The organism is Spirillospora sp. CA-128828 (assembly GCF_050945415.1).
Lineage (GTDB): Bacteria > Actinomycetota > Actinomycetes > Streptosporangiales > Streptosporangiaceae > Spirillospora.
Genome location: NZ_CP191986.1, coordinates 2,662,672 through 2,676,544 on the forward strand (window position 1 = coordinate 2,662,672; position 13,873 = coordinate 2,676,544).

The following is a 13,873-nucleotide window of genomic DNA, read 5'->3' on the forward strand; positions in this document are numbered from 1 at the left end:
GTTAGCCGAACGGGAGCCAGCGGGCGCCCTTGAGGGTGGACGCGTCGACGGCGCGGGCGCCGTCGGGGGAGAACGTCCAGAGGGTGTCGCCGACGACCAGTGAGCGTGTGACGCCGGTGCGGTAGTCCTTGCCGGGGTGCCGGACGGTGCCCGTCTCGGTGATGCGGCCGTCCGTGACCTTGAGGGCGAGCGCCTCGGCCGCCCGGGCGTCCCGCGGCATCACGGGCACGACGGTGAGACCGGTCTTGGGCCAGTACAGGAACGCGTGCGGGTCGAACTCGGCCTGGGACGTGGTCCTGGGGAGCTTGTGGACGCTGATCCTGCGGGGTGTGCCGGAGACGTCGAAGAGCGAGACCTGGAGGCCGGTCGTCGAGCCGCCGGCGTCGGCGTCCTGGCCCACGCCGAGGAGCTTCCCGTCCGCCATCGGATGCAGATAGGCGGAGTAGCCGTTGATCTTGAGCTCACCGGTGACGCGGGGATGGCGCGGGTCCTTCAGATCGACCACGTAGAGGGGGTCGGTCTGCTTGAACGTCACGACGTAGGCGGTGGTGCCGATGAAGCGGACGGAGTGGATCCGCTCGCCCTTGCCGAGCCCGTCGATCCGCCCGACCTGGGTGAAGCCCGTGCCCCGCTGGGCCAGGACGTAGACCGAACTCTGGGACGACCTGCCGTCCTGCCCGTTCTGGCTGGTCGTCGTGGCGATGCGCAGGTTCCCGTCCTGTTCCGACATCGAGTACTGGTTCAGCAGGAAGCCCTTCACCGAACCCGATGCCACGTAGCGCGGACGTCCGCTGCCGCTGACGTCGAACTTGTACACGTCCGTGTGGGGCTCGACATTCTTGCCGCGCGGCCAGGTGAACAGCTGCGGGGGAGTGCCGGTGACGTACAGGCTCTTCCCGTTGCCGTAGACGGTGGAGCCGTCGGCGGTCACCGCGATCGGCTGCGGGTCGCCGAGGCCCTTCGACAGGTCGAGGGTCAGCACGGTCAGCATCGACGCACCCGCGTACGAGGACGGGCGGCTGACCTGGTCGCAGGGTGTCCGGTAGGTCTGGCCGCCATCCAGCTGGAAGGCGGGCAGCCAGGCGTCGAGCGGCGCCTTCCAGACGGCGTTCCGGTTCGCCGCGGTGGCCTTCTTCGGGCCGTTTCCGCTGGGGAAGCGGATGCGCGGCTGGGACCGGACCACGACGCGCACCGTGGAGCCCGTCTGCCGCGCGTCCAGGTAGTCGGTGCCGGACGTCATCGATCCGACGACCTTCGGGGCGCCGGAGAGATCGACCAGCGTCAGCCGCGTCGTCTGATCCGGAGGCGGAAGGGGCTGCCGCCCCGGCGCCGGCCGGTCGAAGGGGATCACCTGTGCCTGCCGGGTCAGCACGAGCACCCGGTCGCCGCTGAGCAGCAGCTGCGCATCGTCATATCGGGTGCCGCTCGGCAGCTGCAGCGTGTGTGCCACCTTGTGCGTCGCCGGGTCGATGACCCTGAGCCGTCCGTCCGCGACCGTGACGATTCTGCTTCCGTCGGTCTTCACCTGATCGGGCTCGTCCGCGCCCGGCTCGTGGGAGTTGGTCGTCGAATGGTCCGGCACCGCCCCTGGGGCCTCGGCGGCACTCGGGCCCTTGCGCAGAGCCCAGGTTCCGTCGGCGGGGAGGGCGGGTGTGTTGTCCAGCCCGTAGGGGCCGACCTTGTCGGCCGTGGCGCGCTGCAACTCCTCGTGGAGCCTGTCACAGGTGTCATAGGCGACGAGCCGTACGGGCGGTGCCTGGCTCGGCCGGTCGCGGGTGCCGTCGCCGGAGGAACCGGAACACCCGGCGATCCCGGTCAGGAGCAGTATCGCCGCGGCCGGTACGCGGACGTGACCACGCATAGACCTTGGATGCTGGAAGCGGGGGCGAGGTTCCCCTGATTCCGCGATTTCCCGGTGATGGGCGTCTTACCTGGGCGTCAGGGCGTGGAAACCGGGCGGAAACAGCGGCCCGTCACGATCGGATCACCGCCTGATCCTCTGCCGGAAGGAGCGTCGCCCGATGCCCTCACCAGCCGTGTTCGACCTCGGTGACCCCGGGACGCGGGACGTCCTCGGTCATTCCCACTGGCACCCCGACGTTCCCGGCGTCGCGGAGGTCATCACGGGCGGGTCCGTCCGGATGGAGTGTCCCGGCCGCGAGCCCGGGGCCGGGGTGCTGCTGTGCGGGCCGCTCGTGGTCGTCGGCGCCGAGCCCGGCGATGTGATCGTGGTGGACGTGCTCGGCGTCGGGCGGTCCGGCGGCGTGCACGACGCCGGCGGCCACCCCGGGATCATCGGCTGCGCGCCGTCCGACGCCGTGGCCGTGCCCGGCGACGCGCGGGGCCGCGACGTGGGCGGCTGCCTCATCGCGCCGCTCGCCGCCGGGTCGCGCCTCCTGCTGCCGGTGAACGTCCGCGGAGCGAAGCTGTCCGTGGGCGACCTGCATTTCCCGGTGCGGGGAGCGTACGGCTGCGGCGACTCCGGGCTCCCGGGCTGGATCGACCTGCGGGTCAACCTCACCCGGCGGGGCGTCGAGCGGTTCCGCGTGACCGGGCCGATGCTGATGCCCGACCCGTCCCCGCGCATCGCCTAACCGTCCTTCTTCGCGCGTTTCTCCTGCCGGGCGATCAGGGTGTCGATCTGCACGCTCAGCTTCGAGCCGAGCGGCCAGCCGATGTAGTGCGTCAGGAAGATGCCGATCTCGCGGAGTTCGTCCGGTGACAGCTCCCCGTTGGCCAGCGCCGCCGGGATCTGGATGTCGAGGACGTCGTTGAGCCCCTGACCGGCGAGGACACCGATCAGGAGCAGGCGCCGGTCGCGCATGCTCAGCCCGGGACGCGTCCAGATCTCGCCGAAGAGGTGGTCGACGGTGATGCCGAAGAAGTCGCCGGGCGCGTCCCCGATCTCCCAGCCGTAGACCTGCCGCATCATCTCCAGCCCGCGCTCGCGCCGCTCATCCATCGCCGTTCCCTTCCGTCAGGCCGAGCCCGGCGCCGAAGCGGCCGAGGGCGATGCGGGCTAGCGGGGCGTCGACGCCGAGTTCGTCCGCCAGTTCCAGCGCGAGCGCCAGGTCCTTCTCGCCGAGGTCCCGGGTGTGACTCAGGATGGCGTACAGGTCGTCGTCCGGCGTCATGGGCGCGGTGGTCGGCCGCAGCATGATCGAGCCGGCGCCGCCGGTGACGGCGTCGGTGTGCCGGACCACCCGGCCCAGCTTGCGCAGCGACACCCCGGACGCCTCCGCCAGCCGCTGCGCCTCGGCGGCGGCCGTGAACGCGACGAAGTGCAGCAGGTTGCGGGCCAGCTTCGTGCGGGTGCCCGCGCCGACCGGCCCCATGTGCAGGACGAGGCCGGCCCAGGCGCCGAACGGCTCACGGCAGCGCTCGAACGCCTCGTCCGTCCCGCCTACCATCACCGCCAGGCTGCCCGCGCTCGCCCCCATGAACCCCCCGCTGACCGGGGCGTCCACCACCTCGATCTCGTAACGGCGCGCCCGGGTCGCGAGGTCCTCGGCGGTCTTCGCGCGGATCGTCGAATGGATCGCCAGGACCGTGCCCGGGCGGGCGCTCGCGAGCACCTCCGCGCCGACCTCGTTCACCTGCTCATCGTCCCGGACCATCACCGACACGAGGTCGGCGTGCGCGGCCGCGTCGGCGACGCTCCTCGCCGCCCGCGCGCCCGCCTTCACCAGCGGCGCCATCGCCTCGGCGCGCGCGTCGTACACGGCCAGGCCCTCGCCGGCGAGATGGGCCGCCATGGGCGCGCCCATCTGCCCGAGCCCGATGAACCCGACCTTCATGAGCGGAACACCTCACCACCGTCGACATTGATGATCTGGCCGGTTATCCAGGCGGCCTCGTCGGACAGCAGGAACAGGCAGGCGCCGACGAGGTCCTCGGGCGAGCCCATCCGCTTGAGCGCCATCTTGTCCTGGACGATCTTCTGCGACATGTTGCCGGGGACCACGGTGCGGTTCGCCTCGGTGTCGATCGGGCCCGGCGCGATCGCGTTCACGCGGATGTTCATGCCGCCCAGCTCGTGCGCGAGCTGCTGGGTGAGCCCGTTGACGCCGACCTTGGCCAGCCCGTAGAAGCCCGAGTACTGCCACGCGGCAGTGGACGACTGGTTGACGATGGAGCCGCCCCCGCGCGCCTGCATATGGGGGTAGCAGGCGCGTGCGCAGAGCAACGCGCCGTCCATGTTCACGGACATGAACTTCCTGTAGTAGTCCCAGTCGACGGTGAAGAGGAAGTCCAGCTTCATCGTCCCGAAGATGGCGGCGTTGTTGACGAGATGGTCGATCCCGCCGAACCGCTCCCTGGCCGCCGCCGCCATCGCCTCCGCGGACGCGGGGTCGGACACGTCCGTCCGCACGAACAGGCCCTTGATGTCGTCGGCGACGCCCTGGCCGCGCTCGTGCACGTCCGCCACGACCACGCTCGCGCCCTCGGACGCCAGTGCCCGCGCGTACGCCTCGCCGATTCCCTGCGCGGCCCCGGTGACGACCGCGACCTTTCCCTCGAACCTCACACGCCCTCCGCGATCGCCTTGGTCTCCAGGTACTCCTCGAACCCGGCCACGCCCATCTCGCGGCCGATGCCCGACTGCTTGTAGCCGCCGAACGGGACGTCCGCGCCGTACCAGACGCCGCCGTTCACGCTGACCGTCCCGGTGCGCAGCCGCCGGGCGACCGCCCGCGCCCGCTCGGCGTCGCCGGCGTGCACCGCGCCCGACAGCCCGTACGGCGAGTCGTTCGCGATCCGGACCGCGTCGTCGTCGCCGTCGTGCGGCAGCAGCACCAGCACCGGCCCGAAGATCTCCTCGCGCGCCGCGCGGGCGTCGTTGGTCAGCCCGGTGATCAGCGTCGGCTCGATCCAGAAGCCCAGGTCGCGGTCCTGCGGGCGGCCGCCGCCGCACGCGAACGCGCCGCCCTCCGCGGCGGCCAGCTCCAGGTAGCCCTCGACCCGTTCGCGCTGCTTCGCCGAGATGACCGGGCCGCAGATCGTCCGGTCGTCCCGCGGGTCGCCGGCGCCGAGCTTCGCGAGCGCCTTCGCCGTGATCTCCGCGGCCTCCTCGTAGTCCGCGCGCGGGACGAGGATCCGGGTCGTGATCGCGCAGCCCTGACCGGCGTGGGCCACCCCTGCGAACGCCGCGTAGGAGCAGGCGGCCCGCAGGTCGGCATCGTCCAGCACCACGAACGCGGACTTGCCGCCGAGCTCCAGGAACACCCGCTTGAGCGTCGCGGCGGCGGCGGTCATCACCTTCCGCCCGGTCGCGGTCGACCCGGTGAACGACACCAGATCGACGCGCGGGTCCTCGGCGAGCTGCGCACCGAGCCCGTGATCGGACGACGTCACCACGTTGACGACGCCGGGCGGGATGTCGGTCTCCGCCGCGATGACCTCGCCGAGGACGGCCGCGCACCAGGGGGTGTCGGGCGCCGGCTTCAGCACCACCGTGTTCCCCGCCGCCAGCGCCGGTCCCAGCTTGGCCAGGTTGATCTGGTGCGGGAAGTTCCACGGTGTGATGGCGCCGACGACGCCCACGGCCTCCCGGCGGACCCGCCGCAGGCTGGGCATCCCCATCGGCTCGGCCCGCCCGAGGTCCCGTTCCCACTCGTAGCCCTCGGCGAGGTCGGCGAACCACCCGAGATCGTCCACGGGCGCGTCCAACTGGGCCCCGAAGGTCAGGAACCTGGGCGCGCCCACCTCCCTGATCGTGAGTTCACGAAGCTCGTCGGCGCGCCGCCGCAGCCCCTCGCGGAGCTGCCGCAGGCACCGCGCACGGAACGCGTGGCCGGCCGCCCACCCGGTCTCGTCGAACGCCCGGCGGGCCGCGCCGATCGCGCGGTCCATGTCGGCGGCCGTGGCGTCTGCGGCCGTGCCGAGCACCTCCTCGGTCGCGGGATCGATCGTCTCGAAGGCGCCGCCCGTGCCGGGGACGAGCCGCCCGTCCAGCAGAAGCAAGCGATCGGTTGTTCTGGACACCTGTCCAGACTACAGTTCAGGCCATGACCGAACGCAAGGACTATTCCGGCGAATTCGATCCCGACTTCCGTTTCGAGGACCTCTCCAAGGAGGCGCTCGTCCGGCTCGTCCGCGAGTACGCGCTCATCGCGCAGATCCTCGACCGTTCCGGTCTGGCCGCCGTCGGCCTGCGCTACGGCCAGCAGGTCGTGGAGGAGATCGCGATCGAGGAGTGGAAGGGGGCGAGCCCCGTCTACACCCGGCGCATCCGCGAGATCATGAAGATCGAGGGGAACGGCGTCTCCGCCATCTTCAAGTGCCTCCAGCTCGACCCCGGCTTCGCCCAGCACTACATGGACGTCGAGTACGAGCTGGTCTCGGAGACCCACGGCTACTTCCAGCTCCGCTCCTGCGGCGCCCTTCTCGACGTCGAGCCCTTCGGCGAGCGCTCCGTCCGCGGCATGTGCCACACCATCGAGGACGGCACGTTCGACATCACCGCCCAGGCCGTCAATCCCAAGGCCCGCATCCGCCCCGTCCACCGCCCGCCCCGCGTCCCCGCCGGCCGCGTCCCGCACTGCCGCTGGGAGGTCGTCATCGACGAGGACACCGAGGTCCTCGCCGAAGCCGACATCACCCGCATGACCGCCGGCACCACCGCCGCCAAGTTCCGGTTCCCGCCCTTCCGTGACGGCACCCCCCACGTCCCCGCCTGACTCACCGATCTGACGGGGCGAGGGCGGCCAGAGCGAGAAGCGTTTCGTTCTTCAACGCTTCCGGTTCGGGCAAGGACGGCTGTGCCAGGAGTGAGGTTCGGGCGGCCTGGAGAGCGGGTTCCGGGAGAGCCGCCACTCGTTCGGCCAGGGTCAGGGCTGTTCTCAGGGCTTCGCCGGGTGGGGTGAGGGTGGTGACCAGGCCCCAGTCCGCGGCTTCCTGGGCGGGGACGCGGCGGGCCGTCAGGAGGACGTCCAGGGCGCGGGACGCGCCGATCAGGCGGGGAAGGCGCACGGTGGCGCCGTCCAGGGACGGAAGGCCGTGCTCGAAGTTGAGCAGGCCGAACTCGGCGGTCTCCGAGGCGACGCGGAGGTCGCACCAGAGGGCCAGCTCGAAGCCGCCGCCGAAGCAGTAGCCCTCGATCGCCGCGATCACCGGCTTGGACGGGCGGGAGCGCGTGACCGCCATCGGGGGCGGGCCCTCGGCGGTGGGGGCGGGGAATTCGCCTGCGGCCATCGCCTTGAGGTCGTTGCCCGCGCAGAACGTGCCGCCGGCACCGGTCAGGACGGCGACCCTGGCGTCTCCCGTCTCGAAGTCGTTTACGGCTCCGGCCAGCCGGCGGGCCGTCGTGGCGTCCACGGCGTTGCGGCGGGACGGTCGGTCGAGGGTGATGACCTCGACGGGGCCCTGGCGTTCGCTGCGCACGGTCATGCGTCCTCCATATCTAGATCGATCGTCATAGTAGATAGATCGATCTAGTGAGGGCAATGGCTAGGGTGTCGGCATGACGCGCGATACACGGACCCGGCTGCTGGAGGCCAGTGCCCAGCTGTTCCGCGAGCAGGGGTATGCGGGGACGGGGCTCAAGCAGATCACCGCTGCCGGCGAGGCGCCGTGGGGGTCGCTGTACCACTTCTTCCCGGGCGGGAAGGAACAGCTGGGCACCGAGGCCGTCCGGCATTCCGGCGATCGCTATCTGCGTCTGTTCGACCTTGTCTTCGAGCGGGCCGAGCAGGACGTCGTCCAGTCGGTGCGCGACTTCTTCGCGCTGAGCGCGGACGCGTTGCGGAAGTCCGACTGGAGCGACGGGTGTCCGATCGCGACGGTGGCGCTGGAGGCCGCCAGCACGAGCGAGCCGCTGCGGCACGCGTGCGCCGAGGTGTTCGCGTCGTGGGAGGTCTCCGTCGCGCGGCGGCTGGCCGGGGCCGGGATTCCGGAGGCGCGTGCCCGGGATCTGGCCACGTTCGTCCTGAGCGCCTTCGAGGGGGCGCTCGTGCTCGGCCGGGCGGCGCACGAACTGCGGCCGCTGGAGGTGACCGCCGAGGTCGTGGCGGGGACGCTGCGCGCCGAGCTCGCCTGAGGCGGCCTGGCGAGCCCACCACAGAATGATCGCGGACGGTGGCACGCGAAGCGTCCGGATGTGCCAGGCTTGTCGGGCCGATTCCCGTCCTGAGGAGAACGTCCCGTGCCGCACGTCGACCTGCCGGAGCGCATCGGCCCGTACCGGGTCGTGGACCGCCTCGGCGAGGGCGGAATGGGCACGGTGTACGCGGGGCTGGACGCGTCCGGGCGCAAGGTCGCCATCAAGGTGATCAGGCGCGAGTTCGCCGCCGACCGGCAGTACCGCGCGCGGTTCGAGGCGGAGGTGTCGGCGGCGCAGCGCGTCCGGCCGTTCTGCACCGCGCCGGTCCTGGACGCCGACCCCGCAGCGGACCCGCCCTACCTCGTGACGGAGTTCGTCAACGGCCCGAGCCTCGACGCCGCCGTCGCGAAGGAGGGCCCGCTGCGCGGCGCCGACCTGGAGGCGGTCGCGGTCGGCATCGCCACCGCGCTGACCGCGATCCACGACGCGGACGTCGTGCACCGGGACCTGAAACCCGCCAACGTGCTGCTGTCCACGTTCGGGCCGCGCGTCATCGACTTCGGCATCGCCCGCTCCCTGGACGGGACGCGCCTCACCGCGACCGGCGGCATCGTCGGCACGCCCGCGTTCATGGCCCCCGAGCAACTGGACGGACGCGGCGCGACCCCGGCGTCCGACGTGTTCGCCTGGGGCGCGACGGTGGCGTTCGCGGCGCGCGGCGGGCCCTGCTTCGGCGGCAACTCGCTGCCGGCGGTCATCCACCAGATCATCAGCGGCGAACCGGACCTGAGCGGCCTCGACGGCACGCTGCTCAGCGCCGTCCGGGCGGCGCTGGAGAAGGACCCGGCGCGGCGGCCGTCCGCCCAGTCGCTGCTGGACGGACTCATCTCCAGCGGCGTCCGGCAGGAGGCCGCGCCGCCCCGGCACCGCACCCAGGCGCCCGCCGGGCCCCGCACCCAGGCGCCCGCGCGGCCGCCGACGCAGGCCCCGGGGCCGCACACGTCCGCGATCGTCCCGCCGCCGGCTCCGGCGCTCGCCGCGGGGGAGGCGGCGGCGCTCGTCGAGGGGCAGTACCGGCAGGCGGCGCAGGCCGGCGACCCGGGCGCGATGCGCAACCTCGCCGTGCTGCTCAGCGGGCAGGGCCGGACGGCCGAGGCGGAGTCCTGGCACCGCTACGCGGACGCGATCGACGCCCGTGCGGCCGTGTACCAGCAGCCGACGGGCTACCACGGCCACCCCACGCAGCCGCCGCACCAGTACCCGGCCGCGCACCACCCGCACACCAAGCCGCCCGTCAACAGCCTCGCGATCTACGCGGTCTCCATGGGCGCGGTCGGCCTGATCACGTGCGGGCTGCCGTCCATCCCCGCGATCGTCGCCGGGCACATGGCGTGGGTGCGGCTGCGGCGCTCCGGCGAGCGCGGGCTGGGCCTCGCGGTCACCGGGATCGCACTCGGCTGGATCATGGTCGCGTTCTGGGCCCTGATCGCGTTCGGCGCGTCCCTGCCGGACACCCCTGATCAATAAATGCGTTGCACCCGCCGCACGGCCGGTGGCACCGTAGACGACGTCAGCCCGTCCAAGACGGAGCACCCGAGAGGAGGACCGGCCATGGCACTGGAGCAGTATCGACTTCGACTGCCCTCGGCGTCGCACGCCCGCCCCGGCCGGTATCGCGTCTCCTAGAGACCTCCCCGGACGAGCCGCTGCGAGTGACGCCACCCTCGCGATCTTCTTGCGGCTCTACTCCAACCGGCAGAGAGACCACTCTCAGGAAGTGGACGTTCCGGGTTCGAATCCCGGGAGCCGCACGCAAGCCTCCGTAGTCCAACGGTAGAGACAGCGGCATGAGGTGCCGTGTGCTGGGGGTTCGAATCCCTCCGGAGGTACTCGCGCGACGATCCGCGCAAGGGGCGGCGCCGACGTAGGAGAGTCGGGTCCGGCTGTAACCCGGTTGCCATGCGCTGAGTGGGTTCGAATCCCACCCGCCCCACATCCCGGTCCAATACCAACGCCCGCACAGGTTTTCGGGGCGTCCCGCTTTGTCTCGTTCTGTCCCGCACATTTGGACACCGGAGCGAGAGCGGATGAATGGCTACCTTGGTGAACGAAACGCCGAAGGCATCGGATGGACCGCGGGGGCCAATGTGCGTACGCGTAGCGGGGAATCGAGCGTCACATTCGGAGGCGATCTGAACGGCGGGCCGCGGGGAGTGCTCTCCGTCGGGTTGCTGGGCCCGCTGGCCGTCTCCGTGGACGGGCATGCGGTCTCGTTGTCGGCGGGCAGGCTGCGGGCGCTGCTGGCGACGCTGGCGCTGTCGTCCGGCCAGGTCGTCTCGGTCGAACGCCTGGCCACGGCGGTGTGGGCGGATGAGAGACCACCGGGCAACGTCCGGCGCAGCGTGCAGACCTATATCGCTCGGCTGCGGGGCGTGCTCGGTGCGGGGTCGATCGGTTCAGGGCCACTCGGCTACGTCCTGCATGCCGATCCCGAACACGTCGACGTCCTGCGGTTCGTCAGGTTGCTGAACGCGGCCTCCCGCGCGTCGAACCCCGCGGACGAACGGGCGCGGCTCGCGGAGGCGCTCGAATTGTGGCGCGGCAGGCCGCTCGACGGTGTGCCGTCCCACTGGCTGCAGGAGGCGGAGACGCCGTGGTTGGTCGAACGGTACCTCGCCGCGTTGGAGCGGCGCATCGACCTTGACGTCTCCGCCGGCCTGCACAGGGAGCTGGTCGCGAAACTGAGTGAGCTGACCGCGCGGTATCCGTTGCGCGAGTCGTTGTGGGCGCGGCTGCTCATCGTCCTCTGCCGCTCGGGCCGCCAGGCCGACGCACTGGCCCGGTACGAGGAGATCCGAGCGCGCATCGCCGCCGAGCTCGGCACGGACCCCCATCCGACATTGACGCGAATCCATGCGGATCTGCTGGCCAGCCGGGCACCGAGCCTTGAGGTCGGTGTGTGATCGGCGGTCGCTCCGTCAGTTGCAGAGGCTGATGTACCAGACGGCCTTCCACCCCACCACATCGCGCTTGTACGGGGGAGTCGAGTCGATCTCGGCGTGCCGCTCGTTCAGGTACTTCACGGTGACGTTCTGGTTGTTGAACACCGCCCGGAAGTTGCTGCCGTAGACACCCCAATTACTCAGGGCATACTCCCTGCACTTGTAGAACTGGAATCCGAGATAGCGATCCTGGCTCGCGCTGTCGGCCTGATAAGCGCAGAACCTGCCCGGCGGGCAGTTATTCACCCAGTCGAACGGATCGATCCGGATCGGGTCCGCGATGTACTCCGGGTCGGGGGTGACGGTGACGAAGGGCAGGGCCCTGGCGCCCGCGGTCTTCTGGATCGGCGCCGCCTCACTCGGGGAGGCCGCGACGACGCCGCCCAGGAGGCTGCTGCCGAGCGCCATTAGTGCGGTTGCCGTTTTGACGGTCTTCATCGCCCACTACTTCCTTTCGGTCGCGGGTGACCGGTCAGAGGCGTTCGCCGTGACCTGGCTGCTTCTTTCTATCCGTCCACCGCTTCAGATCTGCTTCGCGCCGGCTTCACCGCCGATCAGGGGACTTCGGTACTCGGGGGAGGCGCACGCCATGCGCTCGGTTTTGCCGCGCGGCCCCGGGGGAAGCTCCTCAGCGTGTGCGTCTGGTGACGTTATGTGATTGCGGGGTGGGCATGGTTTTCCGGCGAACGTGCGTCCTCGGCGGGGTGGCCCTGATCCTCTGTGTCTCCTGCGGCGGGGAGAAGCAGGCGGCGCCGGCGAGCACGCCGCTGCCGATGCAGGCGAGCGGTCTGGCGGTGGGAGGGGACGCCCAGCCCCAGGCGACGGACGTGGCCCGGACCCGCCTCACCCGGGCGCAGTTGCGCGGGATCGCGGCCGCCTGCCGCAAGGCCGTGGAGATCACCGACGCGGACTCGGACCCCTGCGCGCGCGCCGTCCGGGAAAGGTTCAGGCACCGCCGGCCCTGCGTCGCGGGCGCGCCGTGCATGAGGCTGCGAAAGGCCGGCGGCAAGGTGCAGGGCCTCGTCGAGACCAGCGACGACTCCCAGTGCGGTGGCGTGTGCATGCGGATCGGCCTGCGGCACAGGGACGACGTGGTCAAGGTCGCCGAAGGCGTCTCGCCTGAGGAGACTGCGGGTTCACCTGGGAAGACGGCAGGCTCGCCTGAGGAGAGGACGGAATCGCCGGAGCCCGGTGACCATTCGGGTGAACCGGAGGAGTCCTCGCCCGCGAGCCCCGGCGGCGGCGGGGCCGGGCACGGGAACGACGGACCCGGCACGAGCACGAGTCCCTGACCCGATGGCGGGGGAGCCGGCCGGGGCGTCCGGGGAAGGACGGTCGGTCGACCGGATCGTCGAGATCGCCGGGCGGGTGCTGGCGTCCACCGGTGTGCTCACGGCGATCCTGTACTACTTCGGCTACGTGCGCGAGCAGGCGCTGTTCGCCTATTTCGGCGTCGACCTCGGCACCGTCGGCTTCACCACCACCGACTACATCCTGCTGAGCGCGGGACCCGTGTTCTCTCCGCTGGCGTCGGTGATGGTCATCGGCGTGGGAGCACTCGTCCTCCACCACCTGCTCCTGCACCTGATGCGCGACGCCTCCCACCGCCTGCGGGTGGCCGTGTGCGGGTGCCTCGCGGCCTTGGCGCTGGTCCTGCTCGCCATCGGCGCCGTCAGCCTGCACCGGCATGGCGACGACGCCCTGAGCGGGCCGTTCCTGTCGCCCGCCGCACTCGGTGCCGGAGCTCTGCTGCTGGAGTACGTCGCGGAGGCCGCGACGCGGTACGGGGTGGCGCGGGGCAGATGGTCGGAACTGCTCGGATCCACCCGGGCCGTCCGGCGCCTGCTGCTCATCGCGCTCGCCCTGATCGCGGCGTTCTGGTCCACGGCCAACACGGCGCAGCGGCACGGCCTCGACGCCGCCCGCGCGATCGAGCTGTCGCTGCTGACCAGGCCGCAGGCCGTCGTGTACGCGCAGGACCGGCAGTTCATCAGCGGGCCCGGTGTCGGCGTGGTGCGGTTGAACGGCGCGGACGCCGCGTTCGGCTACCGCTACAACGGCCTGCGCGCGCTCGCGCACGCGGGCGGCCGCTGGTTCCTACTGCCGGCCGGCTGGACGCACGGCAATGGGGCGACGGTGATCCTGCTGCCCGACTCCGCGAAGAACGTCCGGGTCGATCTGGCTCCCTGAGCGGGGCCGGGCGTTGCGCGGCGGGGGTTTCTGAACTAATGTCTGGACACGTGTCCGGAAACCAGCAGCAGGCGACCGAGCCCACCCGCCGCCGCCTCACCGAGCGGCAGGCCGACACGGTGCGGCGGCTGACCGACGCCGCCGTGGCGGAGGTCGGCGAGTCCGGCTACGAGGGACTGACCGTCCGCAACGTGGCGCGCCGCGCCGGGGTCGCGCCCGCGACCGCCTACACCTACTTCGCCTCGAAGAACCACCTGATCACCGAGGTGTTCTGGCGGCGGCTCAGCGCCCTGCCGCCGGTGCGGGCGGACGGCGCGCTGCGCGCGCGGGTGGAGGGGACGCTCCGGGAGATCGCGCTGCTGGTGTCGGACGAGCCGGAGCTGGCGGCGGCGTGCACCACCGCGCTGCTCGGCACCGATCCCGACGTCCGCGAGCTGCGGATGCGGATCGGCTACGCGATCCGCGAGCGGCTCCGCGCGGCGCTGCGCGATCACGACGACCCGAAGATCCTCGGTGCGCTGGAGCTGGCCTACACCGGCGCGCTGGTGCACGCGGGCATGGGCTACACCTCCTACGCCCGCATGGCCGACCGGCTCGCCGAGATGGCGGAACTGATCCTGCCCGAACCCCCCGAGTGAGG

15 protein-coding genes and 3 tRNA genes are annotated in these 13,873 nt (G+C 71.6%); 11 read left to right on the plus strand and 7 right to left on the minus strand.

Going from position 1 to position 13,873, the window contains the following annotated elements; genetic code table 11:
* Window position 1: 1 nt before the first annotated feature.
* Window positions 2–1,861: a beta-propeller domain-containing protein gene (locus ACQPXG_RS13310; RefSeq protein WP_433467972.1), complete on the minus strand. Its 1,860-nt coding sequence runs from the start codon at window positions 1,859–1,861 to the stop codon at window positions 2–4.
* A 160-nt stretch (window positions 1,862–2,021) separates the two neighbouring features.
* On the opposite strand from ACQPXG_RS13310, the gene ACQPXG_RS13315 reads away from it, so the two are divergent.
* On the plus strand, window positions 2,022–2,594 hold the full coding sequence (locus ACQPXG_RS13315) for an acetamidase/formamidase family protein (protein ID WP_433467973.1): 573 nt from the start codon (window positions 2,022–2,024) through the stop codon (window positions 2,592–2,594).
* On the opposite strand, the gene ACQPXG_RS13320 is transcribed toward ACQPXG_RS13315, so the two are convergent.
* Genes ACQPXG_RS13320 through ACQPXG_RS13335 form a run of 4 tightly spaced genes read right to left on the minus strand, consistent with a single transcriptional unit; the run spans window position 2,591 to window position 5,985 of the window.
* Window positions 2,591–2,962 carry a carboxymuconolactone decarboxylase family protein gene (locus ACQPXG_RS13320; protein WP_433467974.1) on the minus strand — a complete coding sequence of 124 codons (372 nt, stop codon included), beginning with the start codon at window positions 2,960–2,962 and terminating at the stop codon, window positions 2,591–2,593. The two genes, ACQPXG_RS13315 and ACQPXG_RS13320, sit on opposite strands and share 4 nt — an antisense overlap.
* Window positions 2,955–3,797: an NAD(P)-dependent oxidoreductase gene (locus tag ACQPXG_RS13325; protein ID WP_433467975.1), complete on the minus strand. Its 843-nt coding sequence runs from the start codon at window positions 3,795–3,797 to the stop codon at window positions 2,955–2,957. The genes ACQPXG_RS13320 and ACQPXG_RS13325 overlap by 8 nt, the downstream gene beginning before the upstream one ends.
* Window positions 3,794–4,528, minus strand: coding sequence for an SDR family oxidoreductase (locus tag ACQPXG_RS13330; protein WP_433467976.1), 735 nt, complete (start codon window positions 4,526–4,528; stop codon window positions 3,794–3,796). Before ACQPXG_RS13330 ends, ACQPXG_RS13325 begins: the two co-directional genes overlap by 4 nt.
* Complete coding sequence (locus tag ACQPXG_RS13335; protein ID WP_433467977.1) at window positions 4,525–5,985, minus strand: aldehyde dehydrogenase; 1,461 nt, start codon at window positions 5,983–5,985, stop codon at window positions 4,525–4,527. Before ACQPXG_RS13335 ends, ACQPXG_RS13330 begins: the two co-directional genes overlap by 4 nt.
* 23 nt (window positions 5,986–6,008) lie before the next feature.
* On the opposite strand from ACQPXG_RS13335, the gene ACQPXG_RS13340 reads away from it, so the two are divergent.
* Window positions 6,009–6,680 carry a hypothetical protein gene (locus ACQPXG_RS13340; RefSeq protein ID WP_433467978.1) on the plus strand — a complete coding sequence of 224 codons (672 nt, stop codon included), beginning with the start codon at window positions 6,009–6,011 and terminating at the stop codon, window positions 6,678–6,680.
* Window position 6,681: 1 nt separating this feature from the next.
* Here the strand turns inward: ACQPXG_RS13340 and ACQPXG_RS13345 are convergent, their stop codons facing one another.
* On the minus strand, window positions 6,682–7,389 hold the full coding sequence (locus ACQPXG_RS13345) for an enoyl-CoA hydratase-related protein (RefSeq protein WP_433467979.1): 708 nt from the start codon (window positions 7,387–7,389) through the stop codon (window positions 6,682–6,684).
* Between the two features lie 73 nt (window positions 7,390–7,462).
* Here ACQPXG_RS13345 and ACQPXG_RS13350 point away from each other — a divergent pair, with 73 nt between their 5' ends.
* From ACQPXG_RS13350 to ACQPXG_RS13375, 6 genes are all read left to right on the plus strand, one after another.
* The gene (locus tag ACQPXG_RS13350) at window positions 7,463–8,038 is read left to right on the plus strand and encodes a TetR/AcrR family transcriptional regulator (protein ID WP_433467980.1); all 576 of its coding nucleotides are present in this window, start codon (window positions 7,463–7,465) and stop codon (window positions 8,036–8,038) included.
* Between the two features lie 105 nt (window positions 8,039–8,143).
* On the plus strand, window positions 8,144–9,568 hold the full coding sequence (locus ACQPXG_RS13355; protein WP_433467981.1) for a protein kinase domain-containing protein: 1,425 nt from the start codon (window positions 8,144–8,146) through the stop codon (window positions 9,566–9,568).
* 210 nt (window positions 9,569–9,778) lie between these two features.
* Window positions 9,779–9,852 (plus strand) — tRNA-Leu (locus tag ACQPXG_RS13360).
* 5 nt (window positions 9,853–9,857) lie between these two features.
* Window positions 9,858–9,930, plus strand: a tRNA-Leu gene (locus ACQPXG_RS13365).
* A 21-nt stretch (window positions 9,931–9,951) separates the two neighbouring features.
* A tRNA-Tyr gene (locus tag ACQPXG_RS13370) sits at window positions 9,952–10,034 on the plus strand.
* Window positions 10,035–10,188: 154 nt separating this feature from the next.
* Window positions 10,189–11,004, plus strand: coding sequence for an AfsR/SARP family transcriptional regulator (locus ACQPXG_RS13375; protein WP_433467982.1), 816 nt, complete (start codon window positions 10,189–10,191; stop codon window positions 11,002–11,004).
* Window positions 11,005–11,019: 15 nt separating this feature from the next.
* On the opposite strand, the gene ACQPXG_RS13380 is transcribed toward ACQPXG_RS13375, so the two are convergent.
* Complete coding sequence (locus tag ACQPXG_RS13380) at window positions 11,020–11,481, minus strand: hypothetical protein (protein ID WP_433467983.1); 462 nt, start codon at window positions 11,479–11,481, stop codon at window positions 11,020–11,022.
* A 227-nt stretch (window positions 11,482–11,708) separates the two neighbouring features.
* Here ACQPXG_RS13380 and ACQPXG_RS13385 point away from each other — a divergent pair, with 227 nt between their 5' ends.
* From ACQPXG_RS13385 to ACQPXG_RS13395, 3 genes are read left to right on the plus strand one after another with little or no spacing between them, the layout of a single operon-like run.
* Window positions 11,709–12,335: a hypothetical protein gene (locus ACQPXG_RS13385; RefSeq protein ID WP_433467984.1), complete on the plus strand. Its 627-nt coding sequence runs from the start codon at window positions 11,709–11,711 to the stop codon at window positions 12,333–12,335.
* Between the two features lie 4 nt (window positions 12,336–12,339).
* Window positions 12,340–13,233 carry a hypothetical protein gene (locus ACQPXG_RS13390; protein WP_433467985.1) on the plus strand — a complete coding sequence of 298 codons (894 nt, stop codon included), beginning with the start codon at window positions 12,340–12,342 and terminating at the stop codon, window positions 13,231–13,233.
* 50 nt (window positions 13,234–13,283) lie between these two features.
* Window positions 13,284–13,871 carry a TetR/AcrR family transcriptional regulator gene (locus ACQPXG_RS13395; protein WP_433467986.1) on the plus strand — a complete coding sequence of 196 codons (588 nt, stop codon included), beginning with the start codon at window positions 13,284–13,286 and terminating at the stop codon, window positions 13,869–13,871.
* Window positions 13,872–13,873 lie beyond the last annotated feature (2 nt).

Bases quoted from the DNA above. Each gene is read 5' to 3' on its own strand.
- ACQPXG_RS13310 (WP_433467972.1), bottom strand. From the start codon at position 1,861: ATGCGTGGTCACGTCCGCGTACCGGCCGCGGCGATACTGCTCCTGACC.
- ACQPXG_RS13315 (WP_433467973.1), top strand. From the start codon at position 2,022: ATGCCCTCACCAGCCGTGTTCGACCTCGGTGACCCCGGGACGCGGGAC.
- ACQPXG_RS13320 (WP_433467974.1), bottom strand. From the start codon at position 2,962: ATGGATGAGCGGCGCGAGCGCGGGCTGGAGATGATGCGGCAGGTCTAC.
- ACQPXG_RS13325 (WP_433467975.1), bottom strand. From the start codon at position 3,797: ATGAAGGTCGGGTTCATCGGGCTCGGGCAGATGGGCGCGCCCATGGCG.
- ACQPXG_RS13340 (WP_433467978.1), top strand. From the start codon at position 6,009: ATGACCGAACGCAAGGACTATTCCGGCGAATTCGATCCCGACTTCCGT.
- ACQPXG_RS13345 (WP_433467979.1), bottom strand. From the start codon at position 7,389: ATGACCGTGCGCAGCGAACGCCAGGGCCCCGTCGAGGTCATCACCCTC.
- ACQPXG_RS13350 (WP_433467980.1), top strand. From the start codon at position 7,463: ATGACGCGCGATACACGGACCCGGCTGCTGGAGGCCAGTGCCCAGCTG.
- ACQPXG_RS13380 (WP_433467983.1), bottom strand. From the start codon at position 11,481: ATGAAGACCGTCAAAACGGCAACCGCACTAATGGCGCTCGGCAGCAGC.
- ACQPXG_RS13390 (WP_433467985.1), top strand. From the start codon at position 12,340: ATGGCGGGGGAGCCGGCCGGGGCGTCCGGGGAAGGACGGTCGGTCGAC.